Raw genomic sequence first — 18,078 nt, forward strand, 5'->3', positions numbered from 1 at the left:
AGCAGCCGCTCCTGGTACTCCTTGGCCCTGTCGGTCACGTCGAACACGCGTCGTCCTCCCACGGTCTTGACCTTCGCTCGCCCGGACGCCGTCAACGTATTTGAATCCGGGTTCAACTTCAAGGGTCTCGGCGGCACCGGCCTGCGGGCACCCTGTATGTTTGAATCCAGCGTCAAGTTCAGTGTGGGCGACGGAGGTTACGCACATGCCGGCACACATCCCGATCGCCGAGTGGGAGCGCGTCGCGACGCGCGAGGTCGCCTCCGGCGACGTCACCCTCCGCGTCTTCGATCACGGCGACGCACGACCGGGCAGGCCCCCGGTGGTGCTCTGCCACGGCTTTCCCGAGCTGGCGTTCTCCTGGCGGCACCAGATCTTCGCGCTGGCGAAGGCGGGATACCGCGTCCTCGCCCCGGACATGCGGGGCTACGGCGGGAGCTCACGCCCCGCCGACGTCGACGCGTACGACGTCCTGTCGCTCTGCGGCGACCTGACCGCGGTCCTCGACGACGTGGGCGCGGACGACGCCGTCTTCGTGGGGCACGACTGGGGCGCCATGGTCGTGTGGCAGCTGGCCCTGGCCCACCCGGAGCGGGTGCGCGCGGTGGCCGGGATGAGCGTGCCGGTGACGCGGCGGGCCCCGGCGCCGCCGCTGCCGATCCTGCGCAAGCGCCTCGGCGACGACTTCTACATGGTGTGGTTCCAGGAGCGCGGCGTCGCGGACGAGGCCCTGCGCCGGAACGTCCGCAGGACGCTCACCGCGAGGGAGATCTACTCCGCCCGCTGGGCCGAGCGGGCGGACGAGCAGTCGCCGCCCCCGCCGTGGCTCGACGAGGGCGAACTCGCCTACTACGTCGACACGTTCGAGCGGACCGGGTTCACCGGCGGCCTCAACTACTACCGCAACCTCGACCGCAACTGGGAACTCACCGAGTACCTCGCCGACCGGCGCGTCACCCAGCCCTCGCTGTTCGTCACGGGTTCGAAGGACCCTGTCGGGCAGTTCATGTCCGCCAAGGACCTCGACCTGATGCTCACCGATCAGCGCGGCCACATCGTGCTCGACGGCGCGGGCCACTGGATCCAGCAGCAGCGCCCCGACGAGGTCAACGCCGCTCTCCTCGACTTCCTCCGGACAGTCGGCTGATAACATCCGCTGCCACCGATACGGACAGGTTCGACCGAGAGTGAATGGATCGCAGTGACTGCCCGGGCCCCGGCCGCAGACGGCGGTCAGAAGCAACCGATCACGCCCCGCAGCGCCCGCGGCGTCAGGACGCGCAACGCCCTGATCGCCGCCGCGCGCGAGGTCTTCGAGCGCGACGGCTACCTGGACGCCCGCATCACCGACATCGCCAAGGCGGCACACGTCGCCTCCGGGTCGTTCTACACGTACTTCAACAGCAAGGAAGAGATCTTCCAGGCGCTCGTCGAGCAGGTGCAGGAGGAGATGCTCCACCCGCACCTGCGCGAGCGCACCGGCATCACCGATCCCCGTGAGCTGATCGACGCCTCGAACCGCGAATACCTGCGCGCGTACAAGAAGAACGCCCGCCTCATGGCCCTGTTCGAGCAGGTCGCCCAGGTCGACGAGCAGTTCATGGCGTTGCGCGTCGAGCGGGGCAACGCCTTCGCCCGGCGCAACGCCAAGCTGATCCGGACCCTCCAGGAGAACGGCCAGGCCGACACCGAGCTGGATCCGCTGATCACCGCGCACGCCCTGTCCGTGATGGTGAGCCGCATGGCCTACACGGTCTTCGTGCTCAAGCAGCGCATCCCGTACGAGCGGCTCGTCACGACGCTCAACACCATCTGGGTGAACGGCCTGCGGCTGCGGGACCCGGTGCCGCCGGGGACCTGACCGACGACGGCCTGCCCGCGCCTCGTCACCAGCCGCGCGCGGACTCCAGCAGGTGGTCCCTGACCAGGGCGACGTGCGGGTTGTCCGCGGAGCCGGGCCGCTGGACCAGATAGCCGGTGTTGATGGGCGGGTCGTCCGGGTCGTTCAGCAGGACCAGGGCCCCCGACGCGAGTTCGTCGAGGCACAGATAGCGCGGCAGCACGCTGAAGCCGACACCGCCGACGACGGCGTCCCTGACCGCGCGCAGGTCGGGCATGGTGACGGCGGGCTTGCAGACCAGACGCTTGCCGAAGACGTGCCGCCAGTAACGGCGGACGATGGGCAGATCCTCGGCGTACGCCACCAGGGGGACGCCGTGCAGCGCCGCGGGCCCGTCGGCGGCGATGCGCGCGGACCCGCCGATCCGCTCCGCCCAGACCGCCGACGTGACCAGGACGAACTCCTCGTCGGCCAGCGGGACGGCGGCCAACGCGCGGCCGCGGGGCCGGGCCGTGGCGATCAGCAGATCGTGCCGGCCCGCCCGCATCTCCTCCAAGAGCTCTTCCGTCAGACCGGTCGCGATCCGCAGCAGCACACCCTTCTCCACCAGCGGGGCGAGACGGGGCAGCACACAGTGCGACAGGAGCTCCGCCGGGCCCGCCACGTGGACCGGCTCGGCGGAGCCGCCCCCGCCGTGGCCCGCGACCTCCGCGAGGGCGTCCAGGGGGTCGACGATCCGGGACGCCAGCTCGTCGGCGAAGGGGGCGGGGGCGGCGCCACGCGGCAGCCGCTCGAACAGCTCCCGGTCGAGCTGCCGCTCCAGGGAGCGGATCTGCGCGGTGACCGTGGGCTGCGACAGGCCCAGGAGACGTGCGGCCGCGGTGAAGGAGCCGGAGCGGTACACCGCCAGGAACGTGCGCAGCTGGTTCAGGTCCAGCGGCACGGCACCCGGCGCACCGCCCGGGTTCTCCTCCGCGGGCTCTCCGTCGGCATTCCTCTTTCCCATGCTCAGGAGGTTAAGGGGTGATCGGCCTGTCAAAGGGATACCGGGCGCCGCCGCTGCGCAGCATCATGTGAGGGAGGCGAAACGGGGGTGTCGCCATGGCTGTCCGCTCCGGTCCGGGCGCCGTTCAGGTGCCTGTCTGGGCCTTTGCCGTCATCGGGTTCGTCCTGGTGGTGGGGTTGTTCTTCGGGATACGGGGAGTCGCGTCGCCCGATGGCGGGGCGCGCGGAGGCGGCGGGGGTTCCGCGGGCGGGAGCACCAGCACGGAGACGGGTACGGGCACGGGCACCGTCGGCGGTGGCACGGGCACTCCGGGCGGGGGCGACACGGGCGGGGGAACGGACGGGGCGTCGGGCGGTACGACCGACGGGTCGACGGACGGGTCCTGGCAGACCGGCGGCAAGGACGGGGACCGAGACGGGGATCGGAGCGGAGACGGCGGCCGGGACGGCGGCGGAAACCGTGGGGGCGGAAAGCCGCCCGGCTGGCTGCCGTGGGGACCCAAGTCGCCCAACACGGACGAACAACCCGAGCCGGACAGCTTGTACGACGCGTTGCAGAGGGGCGAGTGCCAACTGGCCTACGAGAGCGCGACCGCCGCGCAGAAGGGGTCCGGCAACTCGGCCTCCGCCGAGTCCTGGAAAGTCATCGAGGGACTCGCCGGGATCTGCAAGGCCGCCTACGGCGAGAAGGAAGGACTGAACATCGCCACCCGCGCCGAAGCGGGGCTCAGCGCGGCCGGCTACCGGCCGGGAACCGACCGATACCTGTGCAAGGACGGCGAGGCCTTCGCGGTCCTGCGACGCTTCGTCGCCTACTACAAGCGGCACCCCGGCGAGCGGGTCGTGCTGCGGTCCGCCCCGGCGGGCTCCGTCGCCTGTGAGAACAGGATCGCCGCCACGGACGCCGCCGTCGCGCCGGGTGCGTCGATCGGCTTCTACGGAACCTGGCCGGACGCGCCGGACACCGTGGAACTGCGCGCCGCGGAGCTGACGGATCCGATCGTCCTGAAACCCTTCGGCGACGAGGACGACAAGGCGAGGTGCTGCAAGGACGGAACGGTCACGGTGGACCTGCCGGGCCCCGACGGCTTCGGCGGTCTGCGCCCGAAGAGCATCGACGTGACGCTCGTGACGAAGAGCGGAGTCAAGGTGACGAAGCAGGCGGCGTTCACGCTCGACTGGAGCGGCATCCAGGAGTCGCCCTCGGCCTCTTCCGCGTCACCCTCCTCCGCGTCACCGATGTCCGCCTCACCGACGTCCGCGTCGCCCGCGTCCTCCTCGCCCGCGTCCGACTCACCGTCCCGATGAGTGAGCCTCCGGAACCGCCACCGCCACCGTCACCCGAACCAGAACCAGAACCAGAACCAGAACCGGAACCGCCCGCCGACCCCGACCCAGCGCCCCACCCCGCCCCCGCCCCGGACCCGGTCCCAGATCCGGCCCCGTCCCCTCCCCCGCCCCCCTCCGAACCCGCCATCGGCTGGTTGGAGCTCGTCGGCGCCATCGGCTCCCTCGTCACCCTCCTGACCGCGGTCCTCTTCTACTTCGGCTGGGCGAGCACCGACGCCGAGACCAAGGCCCTCGGCCTGCGTGACACCGTCTTCCACTTCTCCACCAGCGACTACCTGTTGCGCAGCGTCGGAGCCCTCTACCTGCCCGCCTGGTTCGCGGCGGGCATCGCGCTCGGCGCGCTCGGACTGCTCCGCTGGGCGGCGGGCGCACCGGAACGGCTCGACCGCGCCGTGCGCGTGCTGCGGTTCGCGTGGGCGGTGCCCCTCGTCCTCGTACCGCTGTATCCGCTCAACCCCTGGCTGTTCGACCTGCTGCTGCCGCTCACCGCGATCGGCGGCTTCGCGCTCAACGCGTACGCCCGTACCCGTGACCGCCGGGACCTGCGGCTCTGGGGGCTCACTCTCTTCGTCTGCGTCCTGTCGCTGTTCTGGGCCGTGTCGACGTACGCGGCGATCGCGGGGCGCGGCCGGGCGGAGCTGACCGTGCGGACCCTGCGCAGCGACGACTTCCCCGCCGTCGTCGTCTTCAGCGAGAAGGATCTGATGATCCGCGGCGGCGGCAGCTGCTTCCGTCGCGTCACCGGCAAGGGCAGCCAGTACGCGTACGAGTACGGCGGGCTGCGGCTGTTCCACGTCTCCGGGGACCGCGTCTTCCTGGTCCCCCGCTACTGGACGCCCGAGGACGGCACCCTCTACGTCCTCAAGGAGGGCGCGGGACAACGCGTCGACCTGCTCAGCGGGACCGGCCGCCGGGCACGGGAGTGTCAGGGCTAGCCGATCGACGGGGCGCCGCGTGGCGCCGCCGCGTGGCGCAGCTCACCTTTCGGATCCGGCCATGTCCCGGCCGGCCGGTGGGCGCCGTCGTAAGGTGATCAGTGCAGCTGGTTCGCCCCGTCCGCCAGGCGGGAGCGTCGCAAGAGGGAACCCGGTGGGAATCCGGGACTGCCCCGCAGCGGTGAGCGGGAACGACCGCCGTCACACGCACTGGGACCGCAAGACCGGTCCTGGGAAGCGACGGCCAGTAGGCGTCCTCCCCGGAGGATGTGCCCGCGAGTCCGAAGACCTGCCCGCTGTCCGCGCGCGAACCGTTTCGGGCGCGGATATCCCGGTGACCTCGAGGGCGGGTCGGCGCACACATCGGACGGACGGCCGCGCCACCCGCGCGATCCCTCTCCCGTCCGGTCGTTCGCCCCTTCGCGCTCTCGTCCCGTCCCCGGGATCTCAGGGATTCATCTCGCGAAGGAGATCTCCGTGACCACCAAGCCCGCAGCCGCGGCAGCACGGGCCACCGTGTACGGCTACCCCCGCCAGGGCCAGGGCCGCGAACTGAAGAAGGCCGTCGAGGGCTACTGGAAGGGCCGCGTCACCGCCGACGCCCTCCGTACCGCCGCCGCCGAACTCCGCCGCGCGAACTGGCGGGAACTCGCCGACGCCGGCATCGGCGAAGTCCCGACCGGCGACTTCTCGTACTACGACCACGTCCTGGACACCACCGTCATGGTCGGCGCCGTCCCCGAACGGCACCGCGCCGCGGTCGAGAAGGACACGCTCGACGGCTACTTCGCGATGGCGCGCGGCACGCAGGACGTGGCGCCGCTGGAGATGACGAAGTGGTTCGACACCAACTACCACTACCTGGTACCGGAGCTGGGTCCGGGCACGGTGTTCGGCGCCGACTCCACCAAGCAGGTCACCGAGTTCAACGAGGCCCGGGGGCTGGGACTTTCGGCGCGGCCCGTCCTCGTCGGCCCCGTCACCTACCTGCTGCTGGCCAAGCCGGCGCCGGGAGTGCCCGCCGACTTCGAACCGCTGACCCTCCTCGACCGCCTCCTGCCGGTGTACGCCGAGGTCCTCGCGGACCTGCGCGCGGCGGGCGCCGAATGGGTGCAGCTCGACGAGCCCGCCCTCGTCCAGGACCGCACGCCGGCCGAACTGAACGCGGCCGAGCGCGCCTACCGCGACCTGGGCGCCCTCACCGACCGCCCCAAGCTGCTCGTCGCCACGTACTTCGACCGGCTCGGCGACGCCCTGCCGGTGCTCGCCAAGGCCCCGGTCGACGGCCTCGCCCTCGACTTCACCGGGGCGGCCGCCGCCAATCTCGACGGGCTCGCGGCCGTGGGCGGCCTGCCCGGCAAGCGCCTCGTCGCCGGTGTCGTCGACGGCCGCAACATCTGGGTCAACGACCTGGAGCACTCCCTGGCCACGCTCGGCACCCTGCTCGGGCTCGCCGACCGGGTCGACGTGGCCGCCTCCTGTTCGCTCCTCCACGTCCCCGTCGACACCGCCCTTGAACGCGACATCGAGCCGCAGATCCTGCGCTGGCTGGCCTTCGCCCGCCAGAAGACCACCGAGATCGTGACCCTCGCCAGGGGCCTGGCCCGGGGTACGCACACGATCTCCACCCAACTCGCCGCGAACCGCGCCGACCTGGCGTCGCGAGCGGGCTCCCCCATCACCCACGACCCGGCCGTCCGCGCCCGCACCGAAGCCGTCACCGACGCCGACGCACGGCGCTCCCAGCCGTACGCGGAGCGGGCGGCGGCCCAGCGCGCCGCCCTCCGCCTCCCGCTCCTGCCGACGACGACCATCGGCTCCTTCCCGCAGACCGGTGAACTGCGGGCCGCCCGCGCCGATCTGCGGGCCGGCCGGATCGACGGCTCCAAGTACGAGGAGCGCATCAGGGCCGAGATCCAGGAGGTCGTCTCCTTCCAGGAGAAGGCGGGCATCGACGTCCTGGTGCACGGTGAGCCCGAGCGCAACGACATGGTGCAGTACTTCGCCGAACAGCTCACCGGCTACCTCGCCACGCAGCACGGCTGGGTCCAGTCGTACGGCACCCGCTATGTGCGTCCGCCGATCCTCGCGGGCGACATCTCGCGGCCCGAGCCGATGACGGTGCGCTGGACGACGTACGCCCAGTCCCTGACCGGCCGTCCCGTCAAAGGGATGCTCACCGGGCCCGTCACCATGCTCGCCTGGTCCTTCGTCCGCGACGACCAGCCGCTCGGCGACACCGCCCGCCAGGTGGCGCTCGCCCTGCGCGACGAGGTGAACGACCTGGAGGCGGCCGGGACCTCCGTCATCCAGGTCGACGAGCCCGCGCTGCGCGAGACGCTGCCGCTGCGCGCCGCCGACCACCCCGCCTACCTGGCCTGGGCCACGGAGGCGTTCCGCCTCACCACCGGCGGGGTGCGCCCGGACACGCAGATCCACACGCACATGTGCTACGCCGAGTTCGGGGACGTCGTCCAGGCGATCGACGACCTCGACGCCGACGTCATCAGCCTGGAGGCGGCCCGTTCCCACATGCAGGTCGCGCGTGAACTCGCCGCCCACGGATATCCGCGCGAGGCGGGCCCCGGCGTGTACGACATCCACTCCCCGCGCGTGCCGAGCGCCGAGGAGGCGGCGGCGCTGCTCCGCAAGGGACTCGACGCCATCCCGGCCGAACGGCTCTGGGTCAACCCCGACTGCGGTCTGAAGACGCGCGGCTGGCCCGAGACCAGGTCCTCGCTGGAGAACCTGGTCGCGGCGGCCAGGACGGTCCGTGCGGAGCTGACCGGCTCCTGACGGCCTGACGCGGTGTGACGGACCCGGGCGGGAGCGGCGTGCTCCCGCCCGGCAGGACACGTCCGCGCAGGTGTGTTTCTTCGCGCTCGGTGGCGCGTTGCGTTGTGCGAGGATGCGTTCAGTCGGAGAGCACTCCTCGCCTCACCTCCAAGGCCGGACGCCATGAGACAAATTCCCTCACTCCTGTTCGTCCTGTACGTGGCCTGCGCCGTGTGCAAAGCACGCGTCGCGCACCTGGAGTTCACCCCTCCCCACATGGATCCCGTGAGCATGCCGCGCTGGACCGCGTTGAGCCGCGCCGCCTACGCCGCGTCGAGAAGCCCCTCGCTCTGGTGGTTCACCGTGGAGAGCGAGGCGTACACGAACGGCACCGGGGAGAACGTCACCGCCGACGACGCGAGCCGCTACCGCGACGCCTTCCGCTACCCGCGCACCTTCGCCCGCGTCCACACGGCGGGGCTCAAGGGGGACGCGGGCTTCTGCGCGGGATGCGACGTCCCCTACTGCGCCCGGCACTGGCATCTGCAAGAGGCGGACGGCGGCGAAAGGGCTCTGTGTCCGCTGGGCCACCGGCGCTGACGGCTAGTTCACCGTCAGCTGGTTCACCGTCAGCTCGGCGATCCCGGGGTGCTTCTTCGCGTCCGCGTCGCCGCGCACCGTCACCCGGACGTACCGCGCGAGTCGCGTGGTGTCGGCCTCCGCGCGGTGCCAGTGCCGGCCGTCGAGGGAGAGCTCGACGGTGTGGGCGACGGGTTCGGTTTCGGTCCAGGTCGGGGTGACCTCGCCGACGCGGACGGGTTTGGCGAGGTCCGTCGTCAGCCGGCCGCGTGCGCCGTCCGGGACCCAGGCCGTGGCCGAGTTCCCGTCGACGGCGGCTCCCGCGTACATGCCGGGCTGCTCGGACGAGGCCTCGGCGGTGGTGCAGCGGGCCGCGTTGGTGGTGGGTGTCAGGTCGGGGCGGCGGGTCTTGAGGACGGCCGGGGCGCCCTTGCTGACGATCTGCTCGCCCTGCGGGGTGTCGAGCGTCATCGGCTCACCGCCCGTGAGGCGCACGGTGGTGCGGTGGGCGCCGAGCTCGATGTCGTACGTACGTCCCTGCCAGGTCAGTCCGCGCAGGGTGACGCCGCGGTCGAACTGCGGAGGGAGCATCGGGTCGAGGTGGAGGCGGTTCTCCCGCATCCGCAGGCCGGTCAGGCCGTTGGTGAAGGTCTGGAGGAAACCGCCCTTGCCGGTGAGGAAGTCGTGCGCGGGCGAGCCCGACAGCGGGTCCTCCGCGCCCGCCTTGTCGCCGCGGGCCTCCGAGAACTGGGCGAACGGGCCGCGCACGAACGGCCTGATGGAACGCTCCAGATAGGTGTACGTGGAGCAGCCCGGCTCACCGATCCCGGCGGCGTCGACGGCGTGCACCGAGTCCGTCATGGCGGGGCCGTCCGGGTCGGTGCGCTGCGCGTAGTAGTCGAGGGTGGCGGCCGCCGACCCCTCGGGCATCCGCCACTCCAGCGGGTACATCAGGAGGACCGTGTCGGCCTGCTTGATGGTGCCGCCGTCGTAGCCGTCGTACTGCTGGAAGACCTTGCGGCGCTCGTCGTACGGGATCCGGATGCGGTCGGCGACGGTCTTCCACTCGGCGGGTGCCCGCTTGCCGAGCAGTTCGGCGGCGCGGGTGGCGTGGCGCAGGGCGGTCACGGCACCCGCGTTGGTGAAGACCGCGTCATCGACGCCGTTGCTGTACTCGTCGGGCCCCGCGGTGTCCTTGATGGAGTAGCTGCCGTCCGTGTTGCGGCTGACGCGGCCCGCCCAGAACTCGGCGATGCCCTTCATCACCGGCCAGCCGCGCTCGCGCAGCCAGCGGGTGTCCTTGGTGGCCAGGTAGTACTGCCAGGTGGCCAGGGAGATGTCGGACTGGAGGTGGATCTGGGTGCGGCAGTGCGGCGGGTCGACGCTGTGGCACTCCTTGGCGAGGTCACCGGAACTGCCGCTGTTCCAGGGGTAGAAGAGCCCTTGGTAGCCGAGTTCGCGGGCGTTCTCGCGAGCCTTCGCGCGGGTCCGGTAGCGGTAGTCGACGACGGACCTGGCGAGTTCGGGGCGGGTGGCGAGCAGGGCGGGGTACATCCATGTCTCGGCGTCCCAGAAAACGAGGCCCGCGTAGTTGTCGCTGGTCAGGCCTGCCGGAGCGATGCTGTTGGCGGCACCCTCGCGGGTGTTGGAGAGCAGCCCGTACTGCGCGGACCGCACCCATGCCTGCATGTCGCGCCGCCCGCGCACCTCGATGTCGGCGCGCCAGAGCCGCGACCAGGCGGCGGTGTGGGAGCGGAGCAGCGTCCGCCAGCCGCGGTCGGCGGCGCGCCGCGAGGTGGCGGTGGCGTCCCGGCGCGGCGCGCGTGAGGTGAGGGACGTGTCGACGCCCACGTACTTGGTGAAGTCGTACGACTGCCCGCGCCGGACCGGCAGGGCCAGCGCCTGACGTGCTGTCAGCCTTTGCGCTGGTGACGCCTTTCGCGCCCTGGCCCCGTGCAGACCGCGTCCGGCGCGGAGGGTGGAGGCGACGGCGCCGTCGACCTTCGTGCCGTCCGTGCGGAAGGTGACGTCCATGGTCGGTGCGGTCCGGCGCCCGCCACGGTGCTCGGCGGTGCGGTCGCCGCCGCCGGTCTGCTGGATGCGCCGTGCGCCGCGCCCGTCCAGCATGTCGGTGACGGTCGCCTCGCCGCTCCAGTGCGGGGTCATGCGCATGCGTACGGCGCCCACGTGCGGGTCGGCGCGGTCGGCGAGCACCTCGTACACGAGGTCGGTGCGGCGCCCGTCCGTGGCGGTCCACGTCAGCGAGGTGCGGACGAGACCGCAGTCGAGGTGGAGCGACTGGCGATAGTCGGAAATGCGTCCGGACGGCGTCGAAGAGTTGAAGGTGTCGGCGCGGGCCCCGCCGGTGCTGAGGGTCAGCGCGGTCCAGGTGGGCAGCGCGGCGACGGCCTGTCGGTCCTCGGCGGTCTTCTTGTTGTGGGCGTACAGGCCGGACACGAAGGAGCCGTCGTAGCGCGGGGTGAACAGCGGCCAGCCGGTCTTGGCCTCGCTGTCCGTGTAACCGGACCCGTTCGGCGGCACGCGTTGCCCCAGATAGCCGTTGCCGACGAAGGCGTGGTGGGAGTCCGACGCGTCGGCGCGGGTGGTGGAGGTGAGCGTCCAGCCGTCACGGGTTCCGCCCCCGGCCCGGTCGACGTCACCCTTCCGGCAGTCCGGGGCCGCGGCGTTGTCGCCGCTCCGTACCGGCTGGGAGGCGGCCGGCGGCACCGAGGCGACGAGGGCTCCGGCCAGCAGCACCGCGGTCAGTCGGGCGGCACGCGGCAGCGCACCGGGGGAGTACGTCATTGTTCTCCGTCACTCTGGTTCACCTGCGAGGTCCAGGGACCATAAATTTTCTGAACAAGTGACGTCAATAGATGAGCGTTATCGGTCAAGTGTCGAAGACATGAGGTCGTACGTACTGGGTGTGTCGGGTCGGCAGGGTCGGGGGGCGCCCGGGTCAGCGCCGCGTGCCGTCGAGCCCGCACAGGGAGAGCTCGTCCGGCGTGAAGGGCGCGCTCCGCTGGGCGTCACGGCCGGGGCCCCGGGCGACGCCGAGCAGCACCGCGGGCCTGAGCAGGCAGGTCAGGCCCGCGGAGAGTGTCATGAGATCGGCCAGCGCCCGGAGGACCGCCGGGTCGCCGGTGGCGGCCCGCATCATCCGCTGGGTGTAGCCGCGCAACAGCCGGGCGGTCGGCGGTGGGCGTTTGCCGCTGGTCCCCGGATAGTTGAGGTCCTCGCCGGTGGCCAGATCCCAGGGGCTGCCTGTCGTGCGGGCCACCGCTCGCTGCACGTGCCGGGCGAAGCCCGCGGAACGGATGTCGCGCTCGCGCAGGGCCCGGCCCAGCGCCTCCGCGCTGTGCGCGACGACCGACAGGCCCTGGCCGTAGACGGGGTTGAAGGTGGCGAGGGCGTCACCGAGAACGACGTACCCCTCCGGTGCGGAGGGGAGCCTTTCGAAACGGCGGCGCCGGTTGACCGTGCTGCGGGTGAGGCGGACGTCGGTCAGGGGTTCGGCGCGGGAGATCACGTCGGCGAGGACGGGGTCGCGCAGGCTCCGGGCGAACGGCTCGAAGTCGGCGCACTCCCTGGTGGGTTCGGCGCCGCGGGTGCCCGCGACGGTGACCAGCCAGCGGCCGCCCTCGACGGGCAGCAAGGTGGCGGCCCGGCCGGGGCCTCCGGAGTGGGGGTCGGGCTGGATGCTGACCATGGGGAAGTCCTCCGCGCCCGGCGGCGCGCGGAAGAGCCGGGTGGCGTAGACCTGACCGGCGTCGACCGTCTCCTCGCGGACGGCGGGCAGCCCGAGGCGGGCGAGGTGGCGCGGCGCCTGCGAGCCGCGGCCCGAGGCGTCGACCACGAGGTCCGCCGGCAGGTTCTCGACCGCTCCCCCGTCGGTCCCGCGGACGGCCACGCCGACCACACGGCGTCGGTCACCGAGCAGTTCCACCGCCTCGGTGCCGTCCCGCAGCACCACCCGCGGCAGGGACAGGACGCGCTCGCGCACCACCGCGTCGAGCAGGTCCCGGGTGCAGGAGACGAAGAACGTCGTGCCGGGCCTGCGCGGGAACCAGCCTCCCGGCCCGAGCACGGCCATCCCCTCCGTCACCATCACCCGCCGCGCACCCGCGGCCACCCATGCGTCGACCATGCCCGGAAGGAGGGAGTCGATGACGTGCGCGCCACCGGACATCATCAGGTGCGCGTGGCGCGCCTGTGGCAGTCCCCGGCGCGGTCCGGGCCCGGCCGGCATGCGGTCCCGGTCGACGAGCACCACCTCGCCCACCCGGTCGGCCAGCACCGCCGCGGCCAGCATCCCGGCCATTCCCGCGCCCACCACCACCGCGCGGCCGCTCCCGCCCGAGGTGCTGCCCTGTGCCTTCATGACCACGACCTTCCGGACGTACGGGCCCGTTCTGTAAGGGAGTTCATTCCAAACTGCGGGTCGCGGACCCTCGGCGCAAGCAGCGAACCGGCCGCCCCTGACGCCCCGGGAGCGGGGCGGGCGATTGCGGTTCAGAGGGCGTTGTCAGTGCCTCCCCATAGAGTGAGGACATCACTCAGGGAGCTTTGGAGGGGGAGCAAAAACATGTCCGCAAACAAGATCCAGCACAAGGTGAATCACGTCGCTCTGGTCGTGGACTGTTCGGGTTCCATGCGTCCGCACGAGAGCCAACTCATTCGCGTCGTGGACGAGTTCGTCGCGGGCCTGAAGGCCGAATCGGACAGCCTCGGTCACGAAACGCGAATCAGTCTCTACTCCTTCGACCACAGGGTGGAGAATCTGGTCTGGGACATGGATGTGAAGCATCTCCCGTCCATGCGGGGCCTGTACCGCGTCAACAATGGAGCGACGGCTCTCATCGAGGCTTCCCTCAAGTCCCTGGACGACCTGGGCCACATCTGGGAGGAGTACGGCGAGCACAGCTTCCTCCAGATCGTCGTGACGGACGGCGAGGAGAACGCCTCCGGGGGCGACCGGCGGCACGACGGCGACATGAGCATCCTCGGCCCCTGGCTCGACAGGATCACGGCGAAGATGGGCGGCCTCCCCGGCCACTGGACCTCCGCGATCCTCGTGCCGAACTCCCTGGCCAAGCGCACCGCCCAGAACTACGGCTTCCCCGCGGGGAACATCGCCATCTGGGACGCGGACTCCCAGAAGGGCGTCGAGGAGGCGATCGGCACCGTGCGCGCCGCCGCCACCAGCTTCCTCCGCGGCCGGGAGCAGGGCCTGCGCGGCACGAAGAACCTGTTCGCCGTCGGCCAGGACATATCGGTGGACGAGGTGCGGGCGAACCTCGAACCGATTCCGGCCGACAAATACCGGCTCCTGAAGGTCGACCAGGAGGTCGAGATCCGCCCCTTCGTGAATTCGCACCCGGGCGTGACGTACGAACGCGGCGCGTGCTACTACCAATTGGGCGCCCGCGCCCAGGTCCAGCCGAACAAGGAAGTCATCGTGGTCGAGAAGGACACCGACCGCGCCTATACGGGCGACGCGGCGCGCAGCCTCTTGTTCGGTACGGGAATTCAGGGAACCGTCTCCGTGAAGGCGGGAAACAACCCCAAGTTGGAGGTGTACGTGCAGAGCCGTTCGGTGAACAGGAAACTCAAGCCGAATACGCGGCTGCTCATCATGCTCTGAATGCCCTCAACACCCTGAAGGCGCCTAGGGTGTTCACCACCGAAGTCCACTGGTCGACCCGGAGGTGCCATGTCCCCGCAGATGAAGTTGGCCGCGATAACGCTCGACTGCCCCGACCCGCCGGCGTTGGCGGCGTTCTACCGGCAGGCCACCGGCTTCGCGCCACATCCGAAGTCGGACGCCGACTTCGCGGGGCTCACCCGCGACGACGGACTCTTCATCGGCTTCCAACGGGTCGACGACTACCGCGCCCCGCACTGGCCCGGCCAGACCGTGCCCCAGCAACTGCATCTCTGCTTCGATGTCGCGGACCTCGACGAGGCCGAGGCCTGGCTGCTGGGGCTGGGGGCGGGTAAACCGGACCACCAGCCGCATGAGGTCACCAGGGCACGGGTGCTCACCGACCCGGCGGGACACCCCTTCTGCATCTGCCGAGCGAGCGCATCGAGCTGAGCGTTGGTTCCTCGTCGAGCTGAGCGATGATTCCTCGACGCGCTAGGCGAGGATTCCCTCGACGATCCTCAGCAGGCGCTCCCCCGCCCGGTCGATGCTCCCGTTCTGCGTGCTGACCTGAGCTCCTTCGAGTACGAAGGTGATCGTGGCCGCGGCCTGTTCGGGATCGGCCAGTCCCGCCGCGGCGCACATGCCGACGAGTCTGCGGGTCTGGCGGGCCTTGTGTTCCTCGATCACTCGCCGTGCGGGGTGGGCGCGGTCGGGCAGTTCGGCGATGGAGTTGATGAACGGGCAGCCCCGGTGCGAGACCGAGGGCAGCCCCTCGGCGATGAAGCGGGCCAGGCCCAGGATCTGCTCTCTGGGCCTGCCCGGGTGTTCCGCCTCGACCCGGTCGAAGGCCGCCTGGTAGTCGGCGGCGACGATCCGCAGCCACTCCGCGACCAGCGCGTCCTTGGTCTCGAAGTGCCGGTAGATCGCCATCTTGGTGGTCTCGGCCCGCTCGGCGATCGCCTGGACGCCCACCCGGCGGATTCCCTCGCTCTGGAAGAGCTCTTCCGCCGCGTCGAGGATGCGCTCACGAGGGGGCAGCTTCGCCACCCTGCTCGGCCTTCTGTCGGTCGCTGCCATGTCTGCTACGGTACCAATCCGTCCCACGCGATACCGATCGGTATCATCCAGTACTCATCGGTATCGCTCGCTGCGCTGGGGAGAACACAGTGAGAGTTGCCGAGTACGTGAAGTTCGACGCGGTCGGACTCGCCGGTCTGGTGGCCAAGGGCGAGGTGACCCCCGCCGAAGTGGAGGCGGCCGCCCGCGAGGCCGTCCGGACGGTCGACCCGCGGCTCAACGCCGTCGTCGAGACATGGCCGACCGACGACGCACCACGGTCCACCACCAGCAACCGCAGGGGCGGCGCGCCCTCGGGGCCGCTCGCCGGAGTCCCCTTCCTCATCAAGGACATCGGCGTCTCCATGGCCGGGAGGCGGATGGAGTTGGGCAGTCGGCTCGCGGCCGGCCTCGTCGCCCGCGCCGACTCGTCGCTGATGCTGCGTCTGCGCCGGGCCGGCCTCGTGACGTTCGGGCGCACCGCGACGCCGGAGATGGCGTACAGCATCACGACGGAACCGGAGCTGTACGGCCCGACCCGGAACCCGTGGGACGTGGAGCGGAGTGCGGGCGGCTCCAGCGGGGGCGCGGGCGCGGCCGTCGCCGCCGGGGTGGTCCCGATCGCGCACGCCACCGACGCCGCGGGTTCGCTCCGCATCCCGGCCTCGTACAACGGCCTCTTCGGTTTGAAACCCACCCGCGGCCGGGTCTCCATGGGGCCGGGCGCCGACGAGGTCTTCAGTGGCCTGGCCGTGCAGGGCAGTGTCAGCCGCACGGTGCGCGACAGCGCGGTCCTGCTGGACCAGATCCGCGGTCCGGAACCGGGCGACCCCTACTTCGCCCAGGAGCCACCGCGGCCGTACGCGGAGGAAGTCACCCGGCACCCGGGATCACTGCGGATCGGTGTGCTCGCCGAGGCGTGGGGTGGACGCCGTACCGGGCGGCCGGTGGCCGACGCGCTCTCGCGCACCGTGCGGCTGCTCGAATCCCTCGGGCATCAGGTGGCGGAGGCGCCGGTCGATCTCGGGGTCGGCTGGGAGGAGTTCGTCCTGGCCAACGCCCGGCTGATGACGGCGAATCTCGCGGCCTCGGTCGACGAGCTGGCCGCCGCCCTCGACCGGCCCGTCGACTCCTCGACGCTGGAACCGTCGACCCTGGCCGGCTACCGCTACGGGCAGCAGGTCAGCGGCACCCAGTTCGTCGCCGCTCTCGCGGTCCGCAACCGGGTCGCACGCAGCCTGGCGCGGTACTTCGACACGTACGACGTACTGCTCACCCCGACCGTGCCGGAGCTCCCCATGCACCTCGGCGCCTACGCCGAGGGCGCGGAGGCGCTGGACGGCCTCGGCTGGATCGACCGCCTCAACGACCGTTCGCCGTTCACCATGGCGTTCAACGTGTCGGGCACGCCCGCCATGTCCGTCCCGGTGACGGCCGACGCCAGGACCGGGCTTCCGACAGGCATGCAGTTCGCCGCGGGCCACGGGCGCGAGGGCCTCCTCTTCCGCCTCGCCGGACAGCTCGAAGAGGCGAGCCCGTGGTCTGGCCGGACCCCCGCGGTGTGGGCGGGCGACGCCGCAGGTCGCTAGGGCCTGCCGCTACTGCTTGCCCGGCGGGTGCTTGTGTGCGGTGTCCAGCCGGTAGTCGGGGCATTCGCGGTTCTGGCAGACCCCGGGGACCCAGGAGGGCACGTACACCCCGAGGCTCTTGTGCCGGTGGATCGTCAGCGGCACGGTCTTCTTGCAGGTCGGGCACGTGTGCGCCTCGACCTCACGTTTCACTTTGACCATATCTTTACGATATGCCCGAAACGTCCCATCGGAAAGTGGTCCGCTCCCCTCGGGCGCTGCCGGCCGTCTCAGGCTGAGCACCACCGAAGCCGTGAGCACGACGACGATGACGGCGAGGCTCACCGGCGAGGGGATCTCCGGGATGCCCGGAGTGATCATCTTGTGCGAGGCCTGGAAGATGAGCTTGACGCCGATGAAGGCGAGGATGATCGCCAGGCCCTTGCTCAGAAGATGAAAGCGGTCCAGCAACCCCGCGAGCAGGAAGTACAGCGCCCGCAGGCCGAGGATCGCGAAGACGTTGCTGGTGTAGACGATGAAGGCGTCGTCGCTGACCGCGAGGACGGCGGGGACGCTGTCGACGGCGAAGATCAGGTCGGCGGCCTCGATCGCCGCGACCACCGCGAGCAGCGGCGTCGCCATCCGCTTGCCCGCCTCCTTGACGAAGAACCTCGCCCCGGCGTACTCGTCCCGGACCGGGACGGCCTTGCGCAGCATCCGCACCGCGAAGCTCTTGCCCGGGTCGAAGCTCTCCTCGTCGCCCTTGAGGAGCTTGTAGGTGCTGTAGAACAGGACCGCCGCGAAGACGAACAGCACCGCCGTGAACCGGCTGACCACGGCCACCCCGAGGGACAGGAAGACGCCGCGGAAGACGAGCGCGCCGATGACGCCGTAGAACAGCACCCGGTGCTGGTAGGCCCGGTTCACCTTGAAGTAGGCGAAGATCACGGCGAAGACGAAGAGGTTGTCGACGGACAGGCTCTTCTCCAGCAGCCACGCCGTCGTGTACTCGGTCCCCGCCGTCGTACCGAGCACGATGAACACGACCGCGCCGAAGACGAGAGCGAGGCCCACCCACATCACGCTCCAGGCGGCGGCCTCCTTGAAGCCGATGACGTGCGCACTGCGGTGGGCCAGCAAGTCCACCGCCAGCGACACCACCACGGTCGCGGCGAAAGCCCCCCACAGCCACAGCGGGACCTCAAGCACACCGAACACCCTCGTCACGGCCGGCACGACAGCGGCCTCTGCTAAAAGTGTGCGCCCCCGACCAGAACCGGACCACCGGCGGACCACTCCCCCACCCACCGCCCCCGGGTAGGT

Annotated in this window: 13 protein-coding genes, 1 pseudogene and 1 riboswitch; of the genes and pseudogenes, 9 read left to right on the forward strand and 5 right to left on the reverse strand. The window is 71.1% G+C overall.

The features are described 5' to 3' along the window. Window positions 1-205 precede the first annotated feature (205 nt). Window positions 206-1,147, forward strand: coding sequence for an alpha/beta fold hydrolase (locus tag ACZ4Z4_RS06185; protein WP_468322873.1), 942 nt, complete (start codon window positions 206-208; stop codon window positions 1,145-1,147). A gap of 54 nt (window positions 1,148-1,201) precedes the next feature. Beyond that, window positions 1,202-1,861 carry a TetR/AcrR family transcriptional regulator gene (locus tag ACZ4Z4_RS06190; RefSeq protein ID WP_468322876.1) on the forward strand — a complete coding sequence of 220 codons (660 nt, stop codon included), beginning with the start codon at window positions 1,202-1,204 and terminating at the stop codon, window positions 1,859-1,861. Between the two features lie 25 nt (window positions 1,862-1,886). Here ACZ4Z4_RS06190 and ACZ4Z4_RS06195 read toward each other — a convergent pair whose 3' ends face one another. After that, window positions 1,887-2,846, reverse strand: a complete 960-nt coding sequence (locus tag ACZ4Z4_RS06195; RefSeq protein ID WP_468322879.1) for a LysR family transcriptional regulator — start codon at window positions 2,844-2,846, stop codon at window positions 1,887-1,889. Window positions 2,847-2,941: 95 nt separating this feature from the next. On the opposite strand from ACZ4Z4_RS06195, the gene ACZ4Z4_RS06200 reads away from it, so the two are divergent. The 4 genes from ACZ4Z4_RS06200 to ACZ4Z4_RS06215 all read left to right on the forward strand — a co-directional run bounded on the left by ACZ4Z4_RS06200 (window position 2,942) and on the right by ACZ4Z4_RS06215 (window position 8,505). Beyond that, entirely contained in the window at window positions 2,942-4,153 is a 1,212-nt protein-coding gene (locus tag ACZ4Z4_RS06200; RefSeq protein ID WP_468322882.1) for a hypothetical protein, read from the forward strand. Between the two features lie 176 nt (window positions 4,154-4,329). Beyond that, window positions 4,330-5,130, forward strand: a complete 801-nt coding sequence (locus ACZ4Z4_RS06205; RefSeq protein WP_468322885.1) for a hypothetical protein — start codon at window positions 4,330-4,332, stop codon at window positions 5,128-5,130. Between the two features lie 91 nt (window positions 5,131-5,221). Next, a riboswitch (cobalamin riboswitch) is annotated at window positions 5,222-5,441 on the forward strand. Window positions 5,442-5,607: 166 nt separating this feature from the next. Then, the gene (gene metE, locus ACZ4Z4_RS06210) at window positions 5,608-7,926 is read left to right on the forward strand and encodes a 5-methyltetrahydropteroyltriglutamate--homocysteine S-methyltransferase (protein WP_468322888.1); all 2,319 of its coding nucleotides are present in this window, start codon (window positions 5,608-5,610) and stop codon (window positions 7,924-7,926) included. Window positions 7,927-8,088: 162 nt separating this feature from the next. After that, entirely contained in the window at window positions 8,089-8,505 is a 417-nt protein-coding gene (locus ACZ4Z4_RS06215) for a hypothetical protein (protein ID WP_468322891.1), read from the forward strand. Between the two features lie 3 nt (window positions 8,506-8,508). Here ACZ4Z4_RS06215 and ACZ4Z4_RS06220 read toward each other — a convergent pair whose 3' ends face one another. Then, the gene (locus tag ACZ4Z4_RS06220; protein WP_468322894.1) at window positions 8,509-11,289 is read right to left on the reverse strand and encodes a glycosyl hydrolase family 65 domain-containing protein; all 2,781 of its coding nucleotides are present in this window, start codon (window positions 11,287-11,289) and stop codon (window positions 8,509-8,511) included. Window positions 11,290-11,443: 154 nt separating this feature from the next. Continuing rightward, a complete protein-coding gene (locus ACZ4Z4_RS06225; protein ID WP_468322896.1) occupies window positions 11,444-12,865 on the reverse strand; it encodes an NAD(P)/FAD-dependent oxidoreductase in 1,422 nt (473 codons plus the stop codon). 204 nt (window positions 12,866-13,069) lie between these two features. Between ACZ4Z4_RS06225 and ACZ4Z4_RS06230 the strand changes: the two genes are divergently transcribed. Further along, a complete protein-coding gene (locus tag ACZ4Z4_RS06230) occupies window positions 13,070-14,128 on the forward strand; it encodes a vWA domain-containing protein (protein WP_468322899.1) in 1,059 nt (352 codons plus the stop codon). Between the two features lie 69 nt (window positions 14,129-14,197). Continuing rightward, window positions 14,198-14,581 (forward strand): VOC family protein, encoded by a 384-nt coding sequence (locus ACZ4Z4_RS06235; protein ID WP_468322901.1) that lies wholly within the window; start codon window positions 14,198-14,200, stop codon window positions 14,579-14,581. 42 nt (window positions 14,582-14,623) lie between these two features. On the opposite strand, the gene ACZ4Z4_RS06240 is transcribed toward ACZ4Z4_RS06235, so the two are convergent. After that, window positions 14,624-15,208, reverse strand: coding sequence for a TetR/AcrR family transcriptional regulator (locus tag ACZ4Z4_RS06240; RefSeq protein WP_468322904.1), 585 nt, complete (start codon window positions 15,206-15,208; stop codon window positions 14,624-14,626). Window positions 15,209-15,297: 89 nt separating this feature from the next. Here ACZ4Z4_RS06240 and ACZ4Z4_RS06245 point away from each other — a divergent pair, with 89 nt between their 5' ends. Further along, window positions 15,298-16,776: an amidase gene (locus tag ACZ4Z4_RS06245; RefSeq protein WP_468322907.1), complete on the forward strand. Its 1,479-nt coding sequence runs from the start codon at window positions 15,298-15,300 to the stop codon at window positions 16,774-16,776. Between the two features lie 240 nt (window positions 16,777-17,016). Here the strand turns inward: ACZ4Z4_RS06245 and ACZ4Z4_RS06250 are convergent. Then, a pseudogene (locus ACZ4Z4_RS06250) lies at window positions 17,017-17,964 on the reverse strand (TerC family protein); the annotation flags it as partial. Between the last annotated feature and the right edge of the window lie 114 nt (window positions 17,965-18,078).

The organism is Streptomyces sp. NPDC030245 (genome assembly GCF_055572995.1).